16 protein-coding genes are annotated in these 17,554 nt (G+C 33.7%); 13 read left to right on the top strand and 3 right to left on the bottom strand.

The genetic code is table 11. From position 1 onward, the window contains the following. Positions 1-15 precede the first annotated feature (15 nt). Positions 16-528 carry an undecaprenyl-diphosphatase gene (locus FSZ17_RS11225; protein WP_057770345.1) on the bottom strand — a complete coding sequence of 171 codons (513 nt, stop codon included), beginning with the start codon at positions 526-528 and terminating at the stop codon, positions 16-18. A 248-nt stretch (positions 529-776) separates the two neighbouring features. Here FSZ17_RS11225 and FSZ17_RS11220 point away from each other — a divergent pair, with 248 nt between their 5' ends. From FSZ17_RS11220 to FSZ17_RS11205, 4 genes are all read left to right on the top strand, one after another. Then, complete coding sequence (locus tag FSZ17_RS11220) at positions 777-1,415, top strand: class I SAM-dependent methyltransferase (RefSeq protein WP_057770342.1); 639 nt, start codon at positions 777-779, stop codon at positions 1,413-1,415. A 523-nt stretch (positions 1,416-1,938) separates the two neighbouring features. After that, on the top strand, positions 1,939-2,253 hold the full coding sequence (locus FSZ17_RS11215; protein ID WP_057770339.1) for a thioredoxin family protein: 315 nt from the start codon (positions 1,939-1,941) through the stop codon (positions 2,251-2,253). 305 nt (positions 2,254-2,558) lie between these two features. Beyond that, positions 2,559-3,170 (top strand): GNAT family N-acetyltransferase, encoded by a 612-nt coding sequence (locus tag FSZ17_RS11210; RefSeq protein WP_322107605.1) that lies wholly within the window; start codon positions 2,559-2,561, stop codon positions 3,168-3,170. 115 nt (positions 3,171-3,285) lie between these two features. Continuing rightward, positions 3,286-3,732: an NUDIX hydrolase gene (locus tag FSZ17_RS11205; protein WP_057770336.1), complete on the top strand. Its 447-nt coding sequence runs from the start codon at positions 3,286-3,288 to the stop codon at positions 3,730-3,732. Positions 3,733-3,851: 119 nt separating this feature from the next. Here the strand turns inward: FSZ17_RS11205 and FSZ17_RS11200 are convergent, their stop codons facing one another. Next, positions 3,852-5,042 (bottom strand): coenzyme F420-0:L-glutamate ligase, encoded by a 1,191-nt coding sequence (locus tag FSZ17_RS11200; protein ID WP_057770332.1) that lies wholly within the window; start codon positions 5,040-5,042, stop codon positions 3,852-3,854. A gap of 112 nt (positions 5,043-5,154) precedes the next feature. Here FSZ17_RS11200 and FSZ17_RS11195 point away from each other — a divergent pair, with 112 nt between their 5' ends. From FSZ17_RS11195 to mprF, 9 genes are all read left to right on the top strand, one after another. Continuing rightward, on the top strand, positions 5,155-6,042 hold the full coding sequence (locus tag FSZ17_RS11195; RefSeq protein ID WP_057770328.1) for a LysR family transcriptional regulator: 888 nt from the start codon (positions 5,155-5,157) through the stop codon (positions 6,040-6,042). Positions 6,043-6,166: 124 nt separating this feature from the next. Next, on the top strand, positions 6,167-7,339 hold the full coding sequence (locus FSZ17_RS11190; RefSeq protein WP_146846440.1) for an MFS transporter: 1,173 nt from the start codon (positions 6,167-6,169) through the stop codon (positions 7,337-7,339). A 285-nt stretch (positions 7,340-7,624) separates the two neighbouring features. Beyond that, positions 7,625-8,458, top strand: a complete 834-nt coding sequence (locus FSZ17_RS11185) for a MerR family transcriptional regulator (RefSeq protein WP_057770326.1) — start codon at positions 7,625-7,627, stop codon at positions 8,456-8,458. A gap of 12 nt (positions 8,459-8,470) precedes the next feature. Continuing rightward, the gene (locus FSZ17_RS11180) at positions 8,471-8,860 is read left to right on the top strand and encodes an iron chaperone (RefSeq protein ID WP_057770323.1); all 390 of its coding nucleotides are present in this window, start codon (positions 8,471-8,473) and stop codon (positions 8,858-8,860) included. 199 nt (positions 8,861-9,059) lie between these two features. Continuing rightward, positions 9,060-9,629: a DinB family protein gene (locus tag FSZ17_RS11175; protein WP_057770320.1), complete on the top strand. Its 570-nt coding sequence runs from the start codon at positions 9,060-9,062 to the stop codon at positions 9,627-9,629. A gap of 213 nt (positions 9,630-9,842) precedes the next feature. Beyond that, the gene (locus FSZ17_RS11170; protein WP_057770313.1) at positions 9,843-10,418 is read left to right on the top strand and encodes a YkoP family protein; all 576 of its coding nucleotides are present in this window, start codon (positions 9,843-9,845) and stop codon (positions 10,416-10,418) included. Positions 10,419-10,474: 56 nt separating this feature from the next. Beyond that, a complete protein-coding gene (locus FSZ17_RS23365; RefSeq protein ID WP_185150690.1) occupies positions 10,475-10,639 on the top strand; it encodes a hypothetical protein in 165 nt (54 codons plus the stop codon). A 449-nt stretch (positions 10,640-11,088) separates the two neighbouring features. Next, complete coding sequence (locus FSZ17_RS11165) at positions 11,089-12,897, top strand: S9 family peptidase (protein ID WP_057770310.1); 1,809 nt, start codon at positions 11,089-11,091, stop codon at positions 12,895-12,897. A gap of 303 nt (positions 12,898-13,200) precedes the next feature. After that, entirely contained in the window at positions 13,201-15,738 is a 2,538-nt protein-coding gene (mprF, locus tag FSZ17_RS11160; protein ID WP_228460321.1) for a bifunctional lysylphosphatidylglycerol flippase/synthetase MprF, read from the top strand. A 252-nt stretch (positions 15,739-15,990) separates the two neighbouring features. On the opposite strand, the gene FSZ17_RS11155 is transcribed toward mprF, so the two are convergent. Continuing rightward, positions 15,991-17,298, bottom strand: coding sequence for a VTT domain-containing protein (locus FSZ17_RS11155; RefSeq protein ID WP_057770307.1), 1,308 nt, complete (start codon positions 17,296-17,298; stop codon positions 15,991-15,993). Positions 17,299-17,554 lie beyond the last annotated feature (256 nt).

The raw sequence follows: 17,554 nt of genomic DNA, 5'->3' as shown, positions 1-17,554 counted from the left end.
TAATACATAAAAATATTAACGTGCAAAGTAATTTACACAGCGATTCGTTTTTTCAAAAATAATGCTCGTTAATGTACCAATAAAGGCACTTCCAATAATATCAGAAGGATAATGATGCCCTACCCATATACGTGAAAATCCGGTCACAATAGATAAAATCCACAAAATTGAACCGATGACACGATGATAAAGAAAAATAGAGGTAGAGACAGCAAAAACAAGCAGGGTATGTTTGCTTGGAAATGATGAATCCATTTTTGAGGGAATAAGAATCCCAATTCTCCGCTTTACAAAAGGTCTTGATTTATAATAAAACAGTTTAATCAATATGTTAATAAACATAGTAATACCCGCGGAAATGACCGCATTACGAGTCATTATTTTATTAGTCCTATTTCTGAACCATATAAAAATCAGAACAAAAATAAACACATAGCGAATTCTTTTAGATATCAAAATCATTAGTATATCAATTGGTGAACAACGGCCAGAAAGCTGATTGATAGCCTTAAATATCTTGTAGTCCATAAAAAGTATCTCCTTAAGTAATCGATACTGATAAATTTCCCACCTTCTCAAAAAATATGTAAGCTTAAGCTCGAGATCTCTGTTTTCACACTTAAAAGAAAAAGCCCGCAGAGCAAAAAATTTATTCCTTCTCAATGAGCTTGAGTGTCTTTAAACTGCCTTATTTTCAAATATATTTAGAACTATTTCACATTTAATTCATATTATACACATAAGAATTATAAACTTTATTATTAAAGGTGATAATAATGGGCAGAGAATTCCTTGAGTTATTTGAGAAATGGGCAGATTCTTATGATGATACAGTAGCAGGAACTGATATTGAATATAGGGAAGTTTTTAAAGGGTATCAATCAATACTCGATCATGTTGCAGATCATTCATGCGGTCATGTTTTAGAATTTGGTTCGGGAACTGGAAACTTAACAGAGAAACTTATTAGTAAGGGGCTTAAGGTTACAGCTATTGAACCTTCACTTGCCATGAGGGAGATTTCACTTGAAAAATTAAAAGGGAAAGCTAACATTTTAGATGGGGACTTTTTAGCTTTCCCAATTATTAGCCCGATAGATACAATCGTAAGTACTTATGCGTTTCACCATTTAACAGATGTGGAGAAAGCAAAAGCGATTGCTAAATATGGAAAATTATTAAAGACTGGTGGAAAAATTATCTTTGCAGACACGATGTACCCTTCAAATGCTGAGTATGTAAAGGCGATAGAGGATGCAAAGTCAGTAAATTTCCTTGCATTGGCTAAGGATTTGCAAACGGAATATTACCCAACTATTCCTTTTTTACAAAATATACTTGAGGAGAATGGTTTTTTTGTAACATTTCAGCGTTGTAATGATTTTGTGTGGATAATGGATTCGGTGAAATTATAAAATGGATTTCAATCTTTCACACGGAAGAATATGATCAATCAAAATAAACTAGATTCTGCTAACGAAACTCCCCAAAAATACTCAATCGTTATTAGCTAGGATAGAAGGTTGTAATCTTATTAATACGCTGTGTTAAATCTCAGTGTTGAAAATACTCTTCTGTTGTTGATTGGAGCGGAAGGCACGAGACTCCTGCGGGAGAGCGAGTCAAAGGGAGACCCCGCAGGAGCGATAGCGACGAGGAGGCTTCTGGACCGCCCGCGGAAAGCGAGTGCCTGCAGCGGAAATCAACAGGGAAGTTTAACATAGCCTATTAATAAAAAACGAAAATGGTATCCAACTATTACATCTCTAAATTGAATGCTTTATCTTACTTGCTAGCATTAAAGTTAGTATGTTAAACTCTTTGTACCATTCAATTGGTACAAAGGGTTTATTAAATAAAGGACACTACATAAAAGATCATTACTGCAAACATGTTTGCAAATGAGTTGGAAAATGAGTAACAACAGGAGGAGAAATCATGATACAAGTCAAAACAGAAAAAGAATATAGTGAATTAATTAGTCAAGATGAACTAGCAGTTGGTGTTTTCACGACAACTTGGTGCCCGGATTGCAAACGTTTAGATATGTTTATTGATGAAATTATAGCAGAACATAAAGACAAACAATGGTTTATGATTGACCGTGATGAGTTCCCGGAAATTTCTGAGAAACAAAATGTAATGGGAATTCCATCTTTATTAGTATTTAAAAAAGGGGAAAAGCTTGCTCATTTGCATAGTGCGAACGCCAAAACGGCAGAAGCAGTAAGTGAATTCTTAAACAACTTATAAAATAAGTTCTGCAGTGCTGCAGGTTGCATTTTCAGACCGTTGAGAAATATCTTCTCAACGGTCTTTTTCTGTTTATGAACAAGGTGCTAATTAAAGGTAAAATACTAGCACTTGTAGAAATAGTCAAATACAGATAAAAAGAGGGGGGTTCTTTTTTGTCTAATATTCAAATGTTAGAGCTTGATAATGAAATACTGGAAGGAATGGGAAGCTATTGTCTTAGGAGTAGAAAAAAGTCAAATGGGTAAGTAAACAAAAATATATGGTTAAACGATAGATTTAAAGAAGGATTAAAATATGTACAATTGATTGAAAATAAAAGACAAGTGGGGTTTATTGAATATACCTCAGCAGAATTTTCTTCTAGAGCTGTTTACGCTGACGATTATTTAGTCATCCATTGTTTATGGGTCAGTGATATTGGAAAAGGATACGGGACTAAACTTATTAATAAATGTCTTCAAGAAACTAGCACTCAATCAAAAAAAGGTGTAGTCGTTGTGACAAATTCTGAAACTTCTTGGACACCAAGCAAGGAAATCTTTCTTAATAATAATTTTATATTAGTTGATACAGCACCTCATAACTTTGAGTTACTTGTTAATAAATTTGATTCTGATCATTTATCTCCTTACTTTCCTACTGATTGGGATGAAAGGGTTACGAAATATAAAAACTTAACCATTCTACGTTCCTTCCAATGTCCTTATGTAGAAATTGCAACTGAAAATATTCTGGCAGCAGCAAATAAACTAGGAATTGATGTTGATATAATTGACTTCAAGAATAGAGAAGAATTAATGAAATTATCTCCAACTCCTTATGGTATTTATTCCGTCATCTATAAAGGTCAACTCATTACATTTCATCGATTGACCGTGCATTCGGTCATAAAAAGGTTAAGAGAGCTTATATAACTATTTTTTTACTTCTATGAGTATATTAGGATTAAGTAATCACGCTCTATTATTATGTGAAAAGAATGCAAATGTTTACATGATACGATCAGTAAAATAAATTAGGTGAAAATTTATGAAGTACGATTTTTATGAGATTGGAAGTGTAAGTAGCAAAGAACTTAAGTTTGCTGTCATTTGTGCGCAATATCAAGACAAATGGGTATTTGTAAGGCACAAAGAACGAAAATCTTGGGAGATTCCGGGAGGCCATCGAGAATCAGGAGAAAATATTATTGATACAGCTAAACGAGAGTTATTTGAAGAAACAGGTGCAAAAGAATTTGAAGTTGAGCCAATATGTGACTATTCAATGGATGATTCCTTCAATAAACGGTTTGGAAGGTTATTTTTTGCGAAGATATTTGAAATTGGTCAATTACCAAATTCGGAAATTGATGAAATAAAACTATTTGATAAACTCCCTAAAAAACTTACATATTTTGAAGTTCAACCTCAACTATTCGAAAAGACAATGGCATTCTTAAGTCATCGAGAGCAAATTCGGATGATCCAGAAGTGATAGAGAAGGGAAAAGAAAATAAATTTTCATACATAAAAGCACTAAAAAAGCGGAAAGCCCTTATTAAACTAAGGATTTTCCGCTTTTTCCATTACTATCTTTTAAACACAATATGATTATTATTTTGTATAGTTATCAAAATAGCCTTGTATAAAAACGATCGGGGTTCCTTTATCGCCACTTCCTGATGTTAAATCAGATAGGGATCCAATTAGGTCTGTAAGTCGTCTAGGGGTAGTCCCTTGGGATTCCATCGAACCTACAAGATCTGAATCTTTATTAGCAATATATTGTGAAATAGCTTGTTTCAATTCTTCCCCTCTTAAATCAGCGAAGTTATTATCAGCAAGATATTTTAGCTTTATTTCATTCGGTGTTCCGTTAAGACCTGACGTGTATGCAGGTGATACAACAGGATCTGCAAGCTCCCATATTTTTCCTACTGGATCTTTGAAAGCTCCGTCTCCATAGACCATAACTTCAACATTTTTTCCAGTTTTCTCATTAAGTATTTGCTGTATTTTGTCAACAATTGGTTGACAATTACGTGGGAAAAGTTTAATGCTATCTTCTGTTGCTTTATTTGAGCCAAGGAGACCATAATCTTCATTAAATCCACTGCCAGAAATCGACTCTGCTAATATATTATCGAGGCTATAGATTTTTTCTCCACCATTTGCTTTTAAGATACGCTTCGTTCTAAAACGTGTATGTATATCGCATGTAAGAACACTTTTTGTATAATTTAAAATGGTTTTTGCATTGTTAGAGAAGATGACTTCACATTCAACACCGAATTCTTCAACAAGTGATTTATAATAATCAATGTAATCGACACCCGTAAAGGTATGCTTATTATATCCGAAATGCTCACGGAATTCTTTTTCTGTTAAAACATCAGTCCAAGGATTAATTCCTTTTTCATCAAGTCTGTCAATATCAACTAAGTGGTTCCCAACTTCATCAGAAGGATAGCTAAGCATTAAAACAATTTTTTTAGCACCTTTTGCAATACCACGAAGACAGATTGAAAAACGATTTCGGCTTAAGATTGGGAAAATAACACCGATCGTATCGTCTCCAAATTTAGAACGCACATCTTCAGCAATATGATCTATCGTTGCATAATTACCTTGAGCACGAGCGACGATTGATTCTGTTACAGTAACAATGTCTTGATCATTAATAGTAAATCCTTCAGCTTCCGAAGCTTTTAAAACACTATCTACAACAATCTGTTCGATGCTATCGCCTTGATTGATAATGGGACAACGAAGACCTCTTACAACAGTTCCAACTACTCTTTCCAAAATAACCGCTCCTAAAATTTATTTTTAAAAACTATCTACTTGAAATATACACCAATTTATTGATATAAGTAAAATTAATATATCTAATGATAGGTATAAGGAGTGATTATATATGGTGAGTAAATTAGACTTATATAAAGTATTTTGCATCGTCGGTAAAGCGAATAGTTTTTCAAAGGCAGCAAAGGAGCTTCACATGACACAGCCCGCTGTTAGTCAAGCGATTATGCAATTAGAAAGAGAATTAGATACACATCTATTTAAGCGAACGCCAAGAGGAGTATCTTTTACAAATGAAGGCAGTCTCCTATTTAAATACGTTCATTCAGCCATTAATCTAATTGATGCAGGAGAAGAAAAGATTTTAGAATTTAAAAATTTAACAACTGGAGAATTAAACGTTGGTGTAGGCGACACGATTTCTAGGTATTTTTTACTTCCTTATTTAGAAGATTTCCGGAATAAATATCCGAATATTAAGATTAAGGTTTTAAATGGCACAACCTTAGAGCTTTGTTCCTTCTTAAAATCAGGAGAGGTTGACCTTGCCATTTGTAATTTACCGATTGACGATTCTTCAATAGTCCAAAGACCCTGCTTAGACATCGAAGATACGTTTGTTTATGGGGAGAAGTATAAGAAACCATTTTCTAAACCAGTTAGCCTACATGAATTAGTTAAATTCCCATTAATTTTTCTTGAGCCAAAATCAAATTCACGGAAATATGTAGATGAGCAATTATCCTTGCAAGGAATCAAGATTTCTCCAGAATTTGAGTTAGGCTCGCATAACTTATTACTGGAGTTTGCAAAAATAAACTTAGGAGTTGCTTGTGTGACAAAAGAATTTTCGCTAGAGTACTTAAATAAAGGAGTACTCCGTGAAGTACAACTTATAGAAAAAATCCCAAAGAGGAGTATAGGAATTTGTTATTTAAAAAGTGTACATCTATCGCACACATCAACAAAATTTGTAGAAATCATCGATAATAAAATTTAAGTTATTTATCATAATAAGTTCATATAAAGCCATGAGTTTAAACATAAAGTATATTTGTTGACTCTCCTCTTAGGGGAGACTTTATATTATTGTTTATACGTTTTTCAATAAAAGGGGAGTCAATATGCAAAAACAGAATATAACGTTAGCTATACTATTAATGAATTTATTCATTGCCTTTTTAGGGATCGGACTTGTTATTCCGGTAACACCTACAATCATGAATGAATTGAATATATCTGGATCGGTTGTCGGCTATATGGTTGCAGCTTTCGCTATTACACAGTTAATAGTGTCCCCAATTTCAGGCCGTTGGGTAGACCAATTCGGACGTAAAAGAATGATCGTTATTGGCTTATTCGTTTTTAGTATTTCAGAGTTTTTATTCGGTAGCGGAAAAAATGTTGAGGTACTCTTTATATCACGAGTTCTTGGTGGTGTGAGTGCAGCATTTATTATGCCAGCTGTAACTGCATTTATTGCAGACATTACAACAATCAAAACTCGATCAAAAGCACTAGGATACATGTCTGCATCCATTTCCACAGGTTACATTATAGGACCTGGTATTGGCGGTTTCTTAGCAGATATTAGTACTCGCTTACCATTTTTCTTTGCGGCTGCTTTTGGGTTGCTTGCTGCCGTTTTATCTATCATCACACTTCGCGAGCCAGAGCGAAATCCTGAAAATAAAAAAGTGGAAGGGCAGAAAACAGGGTTTAAACGAATTTTTGCACCGATGTATTTCATAGCCTTTATGATTATTTTCATCTCATCATTTGGCTTAGCTTCATTTGAATCGTTATTCGCTTTATTTGTCGATCATAAGTTCGGGTTTACTCCAAAGGACATTGCCATCATCATTACAGGTGGTGCCATTGTAGGGGCCTTAGTACAAGTTGCATTATTCGATCGCTTAACGAAAAGTGTCGGGGAAATCCGCTTAATTCGTTATAGCTTGATTTTCTCGACGATACTTGTGTTTCTACTAACAATGATGAAATCATACTTCATGATTTTACTTATCACCATTTTAGTATTCGTTGGATTTGACTTAATGCGACCAGCGGTGACAACATATTTATCTAAAATCGCAAGCGATGAACAAGGATTCGTTGGAGGCATGAACTCGATGTTTACAAGCATCGGTAACGTATTTGGTCCAATTATTGGTGGGATATTATTCGATATCGACCTAAATTACCCATTCTATTTTGCAACAGTCGTTTTAGCGATCGGTATTGGATTGACACTAACTTGGAAAAAACCAGCAAATATTAAAGTCAGTACACAATAAAGTGAAACTTCCATCAGTGGGGGTTTTTCTTCATCCCCCACTGATGGTTAGTTGAACCAATCACGCTCAAAACGCCACGTCCTGTGGCTTTCGCCTGACTAGGACATCGTGTCCGTCGTCGGGCATTTACGGGCAGTTGATCCCCCGCTAACTCTTCTTTGCATACGCGAATCCTTGAAGTGGGGGTCTTACTGCCCGTTAATCTGCGATAAATATCAGGCGTATTCTTTGGTCCCTGCAAAGAATACGCTTATTTATTATACTTAGTGTAAGGAAGTGATAGAAATGAAGGAAACACTTTATACAATCGGTGAAGTATCAAAATTAGCGAATGTCTCGATTAAATCCCTTCGTTATTACGATAAAATCAACTTGTTTAAACCGGCTTATGTCGATCCAGATACAAACTATCGTTATTATAAAGATACGCAACTATACCATCTGAATCTTATTAAATCACTAAAATATATTGGAACACCTTTAGAAGAAATGAAAAAAACGCAGAAGTTAAGGACGGATGAGTTTTTGGTCTTTTTAACGGAGCAAGAAATGCAAGTAAGGCAAAAATTAGACTATTTATTAGAAATTGAACAAACTATTGCGAATGTCAAAAAGCAAATTCAAAAGCTAAAGAAATATCCTGCCCTGGGTGAAGTATTTCTTTTGGAAGAAGAAGAAATACGTATTATACAGACAAGGGCAGAAGGAATTTCGCCTAAAAGTGTTTTAAATGCTTCTTACAGTAAATTGAAGAAAATTGTCGAGTCGACAGATGGATTCATAAACAATGGTCATGGTGGAACTTTCACATATCAGCCTTATACACATATTGATGAAATTTCTTACCGACATATATTTACACCTGTATTATCAAATAAACAGATTTCATCGCTTGCACCAAATATGGAAGTTACAACAATCCCACAAGGTAAATACGCATGCATTGCGTATATATATTCACCTGAACATGATTTTCTGAACATACAAAAGCTGATTGATTATATTTCAGTCCATCAGTTAACGGCAATCAGTGATGTATATGAATTATTTTCGATTCATCATTCTCCGAATCAACAAGAAGAATTTTTGATCGAAATGAAAATTAGAGTGCTTGAATGAAAGGAGTAAATCATGGAAGAAAAAAACAGTGTGTTTAAAACAATTGATGAATACATTTTACAATTCCCTGCAGAAATTCAGGAAATACTCAAAGCGTTAAGAAAAGTGATTAAAGAGTCAGCACCAGATGCAGAAGAAAAGATAAGTTATCGAATGCCTACTTTTGTTTTACATGGAAATCTAGTGCATTTCGCCGCCTATAAAAATCATATAGGTTTTTATCCAGCTCCAAGTGGTATCAATGCTTTTAAATATGAATTATCAGAATATAAAGGAGCAAAAGGTTCTGTTCAGTTTCCTATAGACAAAAAGCTGCCTTATGAATTAATAAGCGAGATCGTTAAATACAGGGTTGCTGAGAATATAAAGAAAGCAGAAAGCAAAATGAAAAAGAAGAAATAATCTCATTACAATTCCAGTTAAGAATCATTACCTAAGCAACTGCTTTTTAGTTCAAAAAAATATAATAAATTGAAACAAGTTCCTGGAAAAAATATATAATTGATCTATTAGAATGAATAGGAGAAGGAATATATGAGTCTGGATGAAATAATCTGAGCTCGTTATACTCAAATGTGACTCAAACGGAGGATTCTAATAGATGAAATCTGAAAGTATATCAAAACATTTTCAAACATTATCTCAGCAAAGATCTCTATTCACGCATGAAATTCAATTTCTATCACAAGAAAAACTATGGAATCGTAAAGAAGATGGAAAATGGTCTATTGGAGAGCATCTATATCACTTATATTTAATAACTAGAATGCTTAAAGTCGCGACTAAATTTTCTTTAGTACTTATTCCATTTGCCAAAATGAAAAGAAACAAACCATTTTCAACTGAAATACATGATATTTATGCTGAATATAAAGAAAAAAAAGGAAGAGGGATGAAAGCTCCTTCGATTTTAATACCACCTAAAAAAATACGCTATTCTATGGACATGAAAGAATTAGAACAATTGCTGCTGAACGAGACAAATAATTTAAAAGCATTAGTTAAAAATATTGAAGAAGATATTGCAGGACACATTGTGTTTTTTGATCCAATAGCTAAGTATCCTAACCTAATTCAGGCAATTCAGCTACTAGCTATACACGAGAAGCACCATTTTACAATTATTGAAAATAACTATAAAACGATGCTTGAATTTAGTATGAAAATATAGATATACCTTGTGAATCAACTGCCTACCTTTATTATTCAATATATCGTAGACGACAGCCTATTTGAGCCCCTTGAGATTGAACACTTTAAAAAGTGAACTTCTCAAGGGGCTTTTTTATATTCCTTTTTCAGCGTAAAATTTCCATAAATAATATGATATCCTCAGATAAAAAATAAAATGAAAAGCAAACCAGAAGAAGGGGAGGCAGAGAGCATGAGAGGATATGTTCTTTCGATTTGGAGTTTATTCGACCCCATTTACTATTTCTTCACACGGCTTACAATACTTCCATGTGAAGGAACTAAAAATAATATTTTTAGAATTAGACTGACAAAATATAAAGGGAGAAAAATTGTCCTTTCTGATGGAACTACAATAAACAAAAATGATACTTTGGTGAAAATTCACATTCACAATGTCAGGCTATTGAAAGAATTAAAAGGTATAAACAGTGAATTGAAAAAAGCGAAAATGATCTATCGCTTCGTTCAAGAATCTTTACCAGGTGTAGAGCTTTACATACGGAACTGTAGACATTCCTGCGAGATAAAAGGAATCATAGGTATTACTATGTTAAATAAAGCGTGTGAACGGCTGGGCTTTGAGGTCATCAATATCTCTAATCCCATGTATAAATGGTTTAAATGGATAGCATTTTTACCGATAGAAATTCTCTCTAGCCAAAATACTTCTTGGCATATCATTAAAAATCGCACACCAAATTATTTATTTATGTCAACACATAAATTATCGAACATGTATAAGAATTATATACGCAATGGTGAATAAACCGACGAACACCTTCTTATACTATGATCGATACGAATTGTTAGGAGGAATAATGAATGAATGAACAAAATAAATCCATTGATCAAGGAAGAAATAGTATGAAACGCGGAGTTGAAGCAGCAGGGGATGCAGCAAAAAATGCAATTGATACGATTGAAGATGCTGGAAAAGCAGCAGTTGACCGGATCTCGGACAGTATTAAAGATGTTACTGCTAGATAATTGGTTTTTATTTACCATTAAAAAAGTAAGAAAAGCATTGAATTAGGATGAAAGGATCGTTTGAGAGCGGTCCTTTTTATTATGAAGCAGGTAGAGCTTTATCTTAGAAATTGGTTTGAAAACACGTCTAAAAAACCTAGTGGTTAATTTATATACAACAATAATATGAAACTTTCTTCTTTTTAATACCAGTAAGTTATATATTGTTTTTTATAGGATTTATTTCAGTTTTGTTTATGTCAATGATTCGATGTTCAAAAAGAAAAACATAGCTAAATAATCTAGATTCAAAGACCAGGTCATTTCAGGGAACCTGGTCTTTTATTACACCAACCTTCTTACACAATAAGCATGATACTCATTCTGTCTAAATATAATGAATTGGTATATCAAAAAATAATTCTATTATAGAAGACTTTTTTTGGAACTAGATGATGGGGGGTAATGAAATGGATGAAATTAGTCTAGATCCTTATGTGCAAGTTCGTACGATGAAAAGTCTTGAATACGAACCGAACGGAAAAAAGATAAGCTTTATTTCTGATATAACTGGATTACCACAGGTTTGGGATTATTATCGAGAAAATAGGCTGCTTGCCCAATCCTCCTTTACAAAGGAAGGAATCACCTTCATAAAATATGTAACTGGTACATCGGATCGGATTATCGGAATGGATGTTTCTGGGAATGAAAGGGAGCAACTGTACTTATTAAAGAAAAATGGAGAGCTGATTGCCCTGACAAACTCCCCAGAACATGTTCATTTATATGGAGGAAGCTCTCCGGATGGAAAATGGATTGCTTGGTCGAGTAATCGACGAAATCCAGCATTTTTTGATATTTATATTCAGAATCTTGAGACCCTTGAAATTCGCCTTGTTTTTGCTCAAAATGGGATGTTTACTGTTGTGACATGGTTTCCCGATGGGAAATCATTATTGGTTAGAAAAACAAACTCTCCCCTTGATCATGATTTAGGTGTGTTATCACTTTTAACTGGCTCCATGGACTGGATAACAGAACATTCAGGAGAAGCAAGCTTTAAAAATATCCATTTGAATAAGAGAGGAGATCAAATATTTCTATTATCAAATAAAGACCATGAATTTTTTGCGCTAGCATGTATTCATTTACCCACTAAACAATTCAATTGGCTAGCGAGGGGAAAGTGGGATTTTGAAGGCTTAGCTATAAATAATGAGAAAAATAAATTAGCATTCACCATCAATGAGGGGGGAATATCAAAAGGGATTTTATTAAACTTAGATACATGTACTCTTTATACATGGGAAACACCAATGGGAGTAATGACTAATCTCAAATTTTCACCTACAAATAAAAAACTCCTCTTTATATTGAACGGGCCAGCACATCCATCTGATATATGGGAGCTTGACCTTGAATCCCTGAATGCAAAACGTCTATCATATTTTTCTCAAATCCCCATTCTTGAAGGAAAATTAATTGAGCCTTCACTTATATTCTATCGTTCTTTTGACAACCTTCAGATCCCCGCCTTTTACTATAAGCCAAAACATGCAGCTGAGAAAATGCCTGTTGTCATATTTATCCATGGTGGACCTGAAACTCAAAGTCGTCCCGTTTACAACCCTCTTTTGCAATATTTTCTAAACCTCGGTTATGCAATAATAACTCCAAATATTCGCGGCAGTACAGGATACGGAAAAACGTATACTCATTTAGATGATGTTCGCAAGCGGATGGATGCTGTGAAAGATCTTATTTCTTTAGTGGAATGGCTAAAAGGTGATAAAGATGTTGATGTTGAAAAGATAGCGGTTATGGGAGGAAGCTATGGTGGATTCATGGTCCTTTCCGCCATCAGTCACTATCCAAATTTATGGGCGGCTGCTGTCGATATCGTCGGAATATCAAGCTTGCGAACATTCTTAAAAACAACAAGTCCTTGGAGGAAGGAGTTTAGAGAGTATGAATATGGAACGATTGAAAAGGATGGTGATTTTTTTGACCAAATCGATCCATTGAATTATGCCGATAAAATCTCCTCTCCACTTATGGTAATCCATGGAGTTAATGACCCGCGCGTCCCAATTGAAGAATCCGAGCAGATCGTGAATAAACTTAAGGAACGAAATCATCCTGTTACATTTATTCGTTTCGAAGAGGAGGGGCATTCGTTAGTAAAACAAAAAAGTAAAAAATATGCCTATTCTAAGATTGCCGACTTTCTTGAAAAATACATTGGAAAAAATCAGTTCATTAATGTTGATGAATGATTTTTTAAAATAAATTGATTAAAAATATCTTAACAGCGTGATATAGGGCATTTGACATGCTGTTAAGATATTTTATGTAAAAAGTTAAAAACATGATTCCACGGGTTTGAATAAATTACACGCTTTCTAGTAGGTATGTATATTACTCTTTATAGAAACAAATAATGTTTCGTAAGATAATTTATTCTAACTATAGGACTTGATAGATTAAATTCCAATGTGAAGTAACATATATTTGCTTTTGGTAGATCATACGCCGGTATATAAACCTACGATAAAGGAAAGAAAAAATAGGGGATGAATATGCAAAAAATAATAAACGTAAAAATGATATTTCAATTCCTAAAAATAATTTTTCCACTCATTTTATTAATTCTGGCAGTCATTGAAATTAAAAAATTCACAGGGGACATAAATGTAGATTTGCTCCGCCATGAAGTAAGCCAAATTCATTATTTAAAACTAGCCATCGTTCTATTGATTACGATGGCAGCAATTATTCCAATGTTTTTTTATGATTTGGTAATTGTTAAAAAATTAGAGATCACTGTACCGACAATAAAACTGATCAAGCAGTCTTTAATTATTAACTCCTTTTCAAATCTAATTGGGTTTGCCGGATTAATCGGAGTGATGCTTAGAACTTACTTATATCAAACACATGAAATGGACAAGCGCAGACTGCTGAAGACAATTGCAAACGTATCATTATTCTATTTAACAGGCATTTCTTTGCTTTCATTAGTTATACTTGCAGGTTACAGAGATTTCCCTCTTTTATTAAGCAAAAAATGGATTTATTTAGCCGTGATAGGAGTGGGGATGTATCTACCGCTCCTATTAATCATTTCTTCCATTAAAAAAAATAAAGGTTCAGACACATCCATAAATTTACGAACTAAGTTCCAACTTATTTTGATTTCTTTCATGGAATGGACAGCTATCTTCCTAGCTATCTGGATATTGGCCATGGTGATAAAAATACCTCTTCACTTTAATGAAATCTTTCCTATTTTTATTGCTGCGTCATGTGCCGGAATTGTAAGTATGATCCCTGGAGGCCTTGGATCATTTGACCTCGTTTTTATTTGGGGATCACAGCACTTTGGGATACAGGATGAAAAGATCCTTTTCTTGCTGATTTTATATCGAATTGGCTATTTATTTATTCCATTTTTAATTGGATTTGTATTATTTGTAAAGGAATTCTGGGAAAAATGGAATAAATCATGGGATAATCTGCCGAATGTGCTTCTACAGAATGCAAGTCATGTGCTAATAACAATATTAGTATTTTTTTCTGGGCTAATCTTACTTCTTTCGGCATCTGTGCCAGGAATCGTGAAAAGGTTGAAATTTGTCGAAGATCTTTTATCATTCCCCATTATTAGCTTATCCCACCAGCTTACCGTTGCGGCTGGATTTCTCTTGCTTGGTCTATCAAGAGGAATTGAATATAAAGTGAAGCGGGCTTATCATCTGACCATCGCGGTATTATTCTTTGCTGCTTTATTTTCACTTTTCAAAGGATTTGACTATGAGGAAGCAATCGTAATGCTGGTTGTTGCCTTTCTCCTTCGAATGTCCAAGTCCCGATTTTATCGAGAAAGTTATGTTTTGACATGGAGTAAAACCATTTTTGACATAATAATGATCATTCTCATTACTTCCATGTATGTGATTATCGGATACATTAATTTACCTACAGCAAAAATCAATATACCGATAAAGTTTATCCCTTATGTTATTACTGATTATCGTGATTTATTTTACAGTGCTTTTATTGGACTGAACATCGCCTTATTCGTACTTATCATTGGAAATGTCTTTAAAAAGCCACGAAATAGGTTTATGGAAAGATCTAATAGCCAGGAAGAAAAAATACGCGAACATATAAAAAAATATAATGGAAATGTGCTAACCCATTTAATTTTCCTGCATGATAAATTTATTTTCTGGAATAACAAGAATAACGTCCTGTTTTCCTTTCAAAAATACGCGGACAAGCTCGTAATTCTTGGAGAACCAATTGGAGAAAAATCCGATTTTCGACATGCAATAGAAGAGTTTCAGCAAATATCAGATCTTCATGGGTATACACCAGTATTTTATGAAGTAAGCAATAAAATGCTTCCTTATCTACATGAAAGCGGTTTTGCTTTCTTTAAGCTTGGCGAAGAGGCATTAGTTGATTTAGAGCAATTCTCCCTATCAGGTAAAAAAATGAAAGGGGAAAGAGCTGTTAAAAATAAGTTTGAACGAGAGAATTATATTTTTGAAATTATTAAGCCGCCTTTTAGTCATGAGTTACTGAATGAACTAAAAGAAATATCAGATGATTGGCTTCAGGGTAGAAGGGAAAAAGGATATTCGTTAGGTTTTTTTGATGAAAATTATCTGAATAAGGCTGAAATTGCCATCTTGAAAGAAAAAGGAACAAAGATCATCGCCTTTACAAGCCTGATGCCAGTTTATGATCATAAAGAAACGATTTCTGTGGATTTAATGCGCTTTATACCAGATTCTCCTTCAGGAACGATGGATTTTATCTTACTGTCATTATTTGAATGGGCAAAGGAAGAAAGATTTAAAAACTTTAATTTAGGAATGGCACCACTTTCTAACGTAGGGCATTCCAAGTTTGCATTTTTGAGCGAAAAAATAGCCGAACAAATCTATCTGCACGGCCATTTTTTCTATCAATTTCAAGGCTTGAGAAAATTCAAAGAAAAATATGCAAATTCATGGGAATCTAAGTATTTGGCTTATCGTAGAAAATCTTCACTTCCTTTTACGATGACACAAGTGACACTTTTGATAGGGAAAAAAAGAAAAAAATGATACGTACTCTATATGAATTGTTTAACTGGAACATTTCTTTAATAATGTACTGTTGAAAATGTTAGAGTAGTGTGGTTTCCTGAAAATTCTAGAGTTATTCTGGGTTAGATAACACTTTTCAGAAATGAGGGCAACACTTCTAGCAGCGATAAATGGTTAATGACATAACGAAAAGGGCTTTCTAAAGAAAGCCCTTTTCGTTATGTTTGAACTGCTAAATCAATTCTTAACAATCATTTTTCTAATCAATTGTTACTTTATATATTTCAATCTGTTGAGCCTGTTTGTGAATCGGAAAATTTCCATTACTAAAATGTTTAGACTTAACCAAACTCCGCCAAAAGCGTAGCCAGCTACAACATCACTTGGTAATTGTTGCATCAAGTAAATGCGGCTTAATCCAATGAGAATGATAATAATAAAAATTAATATAGAAACAAACGTTTGCATCCATGCATTTTTAGAGTATCGCACGAAAAGATAGGCGAAAAAACCATATAGAAATAAAGCAGTTATCGATTGTTCACTAGGAAATGAGTACAAAATCTGTTTTGTTAACCGAGGATGGACAGGTTGCAAATGATAAAAAATACGTCTGATTCCTTCTTCAAAATATTCTCCTCCAATTACTACAAAGAGCAAAAAGGAAATTTCTAGAATTCGATCTTTCGACTTTAACAAAATCCATAAGTAGGTTAAGACAATTAAGGAGATGGTTACCTTAATGGAAGCAAATAAACCAAAAGAACTCATCCAAGGTTTCCAGCTTTCATCAAATATTAGAGTAACTAATGTGATTACAATCGTATCAAATTGTTTAAATTCATTGTTTAAGTAATTTTCAGTTAAACTGATTACGAAAATGACAAAAATTAAGAATAAAACAGCTATGACTGCAATTAAAAGTCTAAGCCTTCTGAGAGAGTGAATTCGTTGAACTCCTCTTCCTAGTCCAACCATAATCGTTTCTTTAATTTTTACTCTATATTTTCTCAGAATATAGATAAAAACGAACAGACAAATGAAAGTAACACTTCCGACAAAAAAGTATTTCTTTAGCGAAGTATGGAACTGCTCCCACTGAGGACCTAATAATTTTCCAAGAAAAATAAATGTCCCTGTCCAAATAAAGGCACCAATATAGGCATAAATAGCATATGCACGAAACGATATTTGAGTAATACCCGAAAAATAACCTGTAAAATGTCTAACTCCTGGTATGTAAAATGCAACCACTATTAGTTTATTGCCATATTTTTCAAACCAATTAGACATTTTCTCTAGTCGATCCGGCCCCATATGAATTCGATGACCATGTTTATGAAAAAAAGGAGCTCCCAATTTATAGCCTACCAAATAAGAGATAGTCATACCTGTACAACTCCCTAAACCTGCTGCTACACTACTTAGTATCCAACTTAACTTCCCTTGAAACACAAGTACACCCGCATAACCCATCAGGAACTCCCCAGGGAGCGGAAAAGCAATAAGTTCTAACATAAGAGATAAAAATAGAATCACATATCCATGATTTTCAATCAAGTTCGTTAAAGATTGCATTTTTTTCCTCCTATGTTAGGTTTGAATCGAATCTCTATTATTTCCATCTATTTCTCTTTTTATAATTTTTGTTTAATATGTATTTGACATTATCTTGTCTAGTTACACAAGTACATGTGAAGGCTTTTTACAAAAATAGAAAAAGAATCGAAATAAATATTTATTCATTTAGAGAAATAGAGGAGAACGAAGCTGCATTCTTTAATTATGCTATTAATAAAAATAAGCTGACTTACTTAAAATAAAGGAAGTCAGC

The sequence above is a fragment of the Cytobacillus dafuensis genome (assembly GCF_007995155.1).
Lineage (GTDB): Bacteria > Bacillota > Bacilli > Bacillales > Cytobacillaceae > Cytobacillus > Cytobacillus dafuensis.
Note: the sequence above shows the minus strand (reverse complement) of the source record. Positions and strands in the feature narration are given on the sequence as shown.

Bases quoted from the DNA above. Each gene is read 5' to 3' on its own strand.
- FSZ17_RS11225 (WP_057770345.1), bottom strand. From the start codon at position 528: ATGGACTACAAGATATTTAAGGCTATCAATCAGCTTTCTGGCCGTTGT.
- FSZ17_RS11220 (WP_057770342.1), top strand. From the start codon at position 777: ATGGGCAGAGAATTCCTTGAGTTATTTGAGAAATGGGCAGATTCTTAT.
- FSZ17_RS11215 (WP_057770339.1), top strand. From the start codon at position 1,939: ATGATACAAGTCAAAACAGAAAAAGAATATAGTGAATTAATTAGTCAA.
- FSZ17_RS11205 (WP_057770336.1), top strand. From the start codon at position 3,286: ATGAAGTACGATTTTTATGAGATTGGAAGTGTAAGTAGCAAAGAACTT.
- FSZ17_RS11195 (WP_057770328.1), top strand. From the start codon at position 5,155: ATGGTGAGTAAATTAGACTTATATAAAGTATTTTGCATCGTCGGTAAA.
- FSZ17_RS11190 (WP_146846440.1), top strand. From the start codon at position 6,167: ATGCAAAAACAGAATATAACGTTAGCTATACTATTAATGAATTTATTC.
- FSZ17_RS11185 (WP_057770326.1), top strand. From the start codon at position 7,625: ATGAAGGAAACACTTTATACAATCGGTGAAGTATCAAAATTAGCGAAT.
- FSZ17_RS11180 (WP_057770323.1), top strand. From the start codon at position 8,471: ATGGAAGAAAAAAACAGTGTGTTTAAAACAATTGATGAATACATTTTA.
- FSZ17_RS11175 (WP_057770320.1), top strand. From the start codon at position 9,060: ATGAAATCTGAAAGTATATCAAAACATTTTCAAACATTATCTCAGCAA.
- FSZ17_RS11170 (WP_057770313.1), top strand. From the start codon at position 9,843: ATGAGAGGATATGTTCTTTCGATTTGGAGTTTATTCGACCCCATTTAC.
- FSZ17_RS23365 (WP_185150690.1), top strand. From the start codon at position 10,475: ATGAATGAACAAAATAAATCCATTGATCAAGGAAGAAATAGTATGAAA.
- FSZ17_RS11165 (WP_057770310.1), top strand. From the start codon at position 11,089: ATGGATGAAATTAGTCTAGATCCTTATGTGCAAGTTCGTACGATGAAA.
- mprF (WP_228460321.1), top strand. From the start codon at position 13,201: ATGCAAAAAATAATAAACGTAAAAATGATATTTCAATTCCTAAAAATA.
- FSZ17_RS11155 (WP_057770307.1), bottom strand. From the start codon at position 17,298: ATGCAATCTTTAACGAACTTGATTGAAAATCATGGATATGTGATTCTA.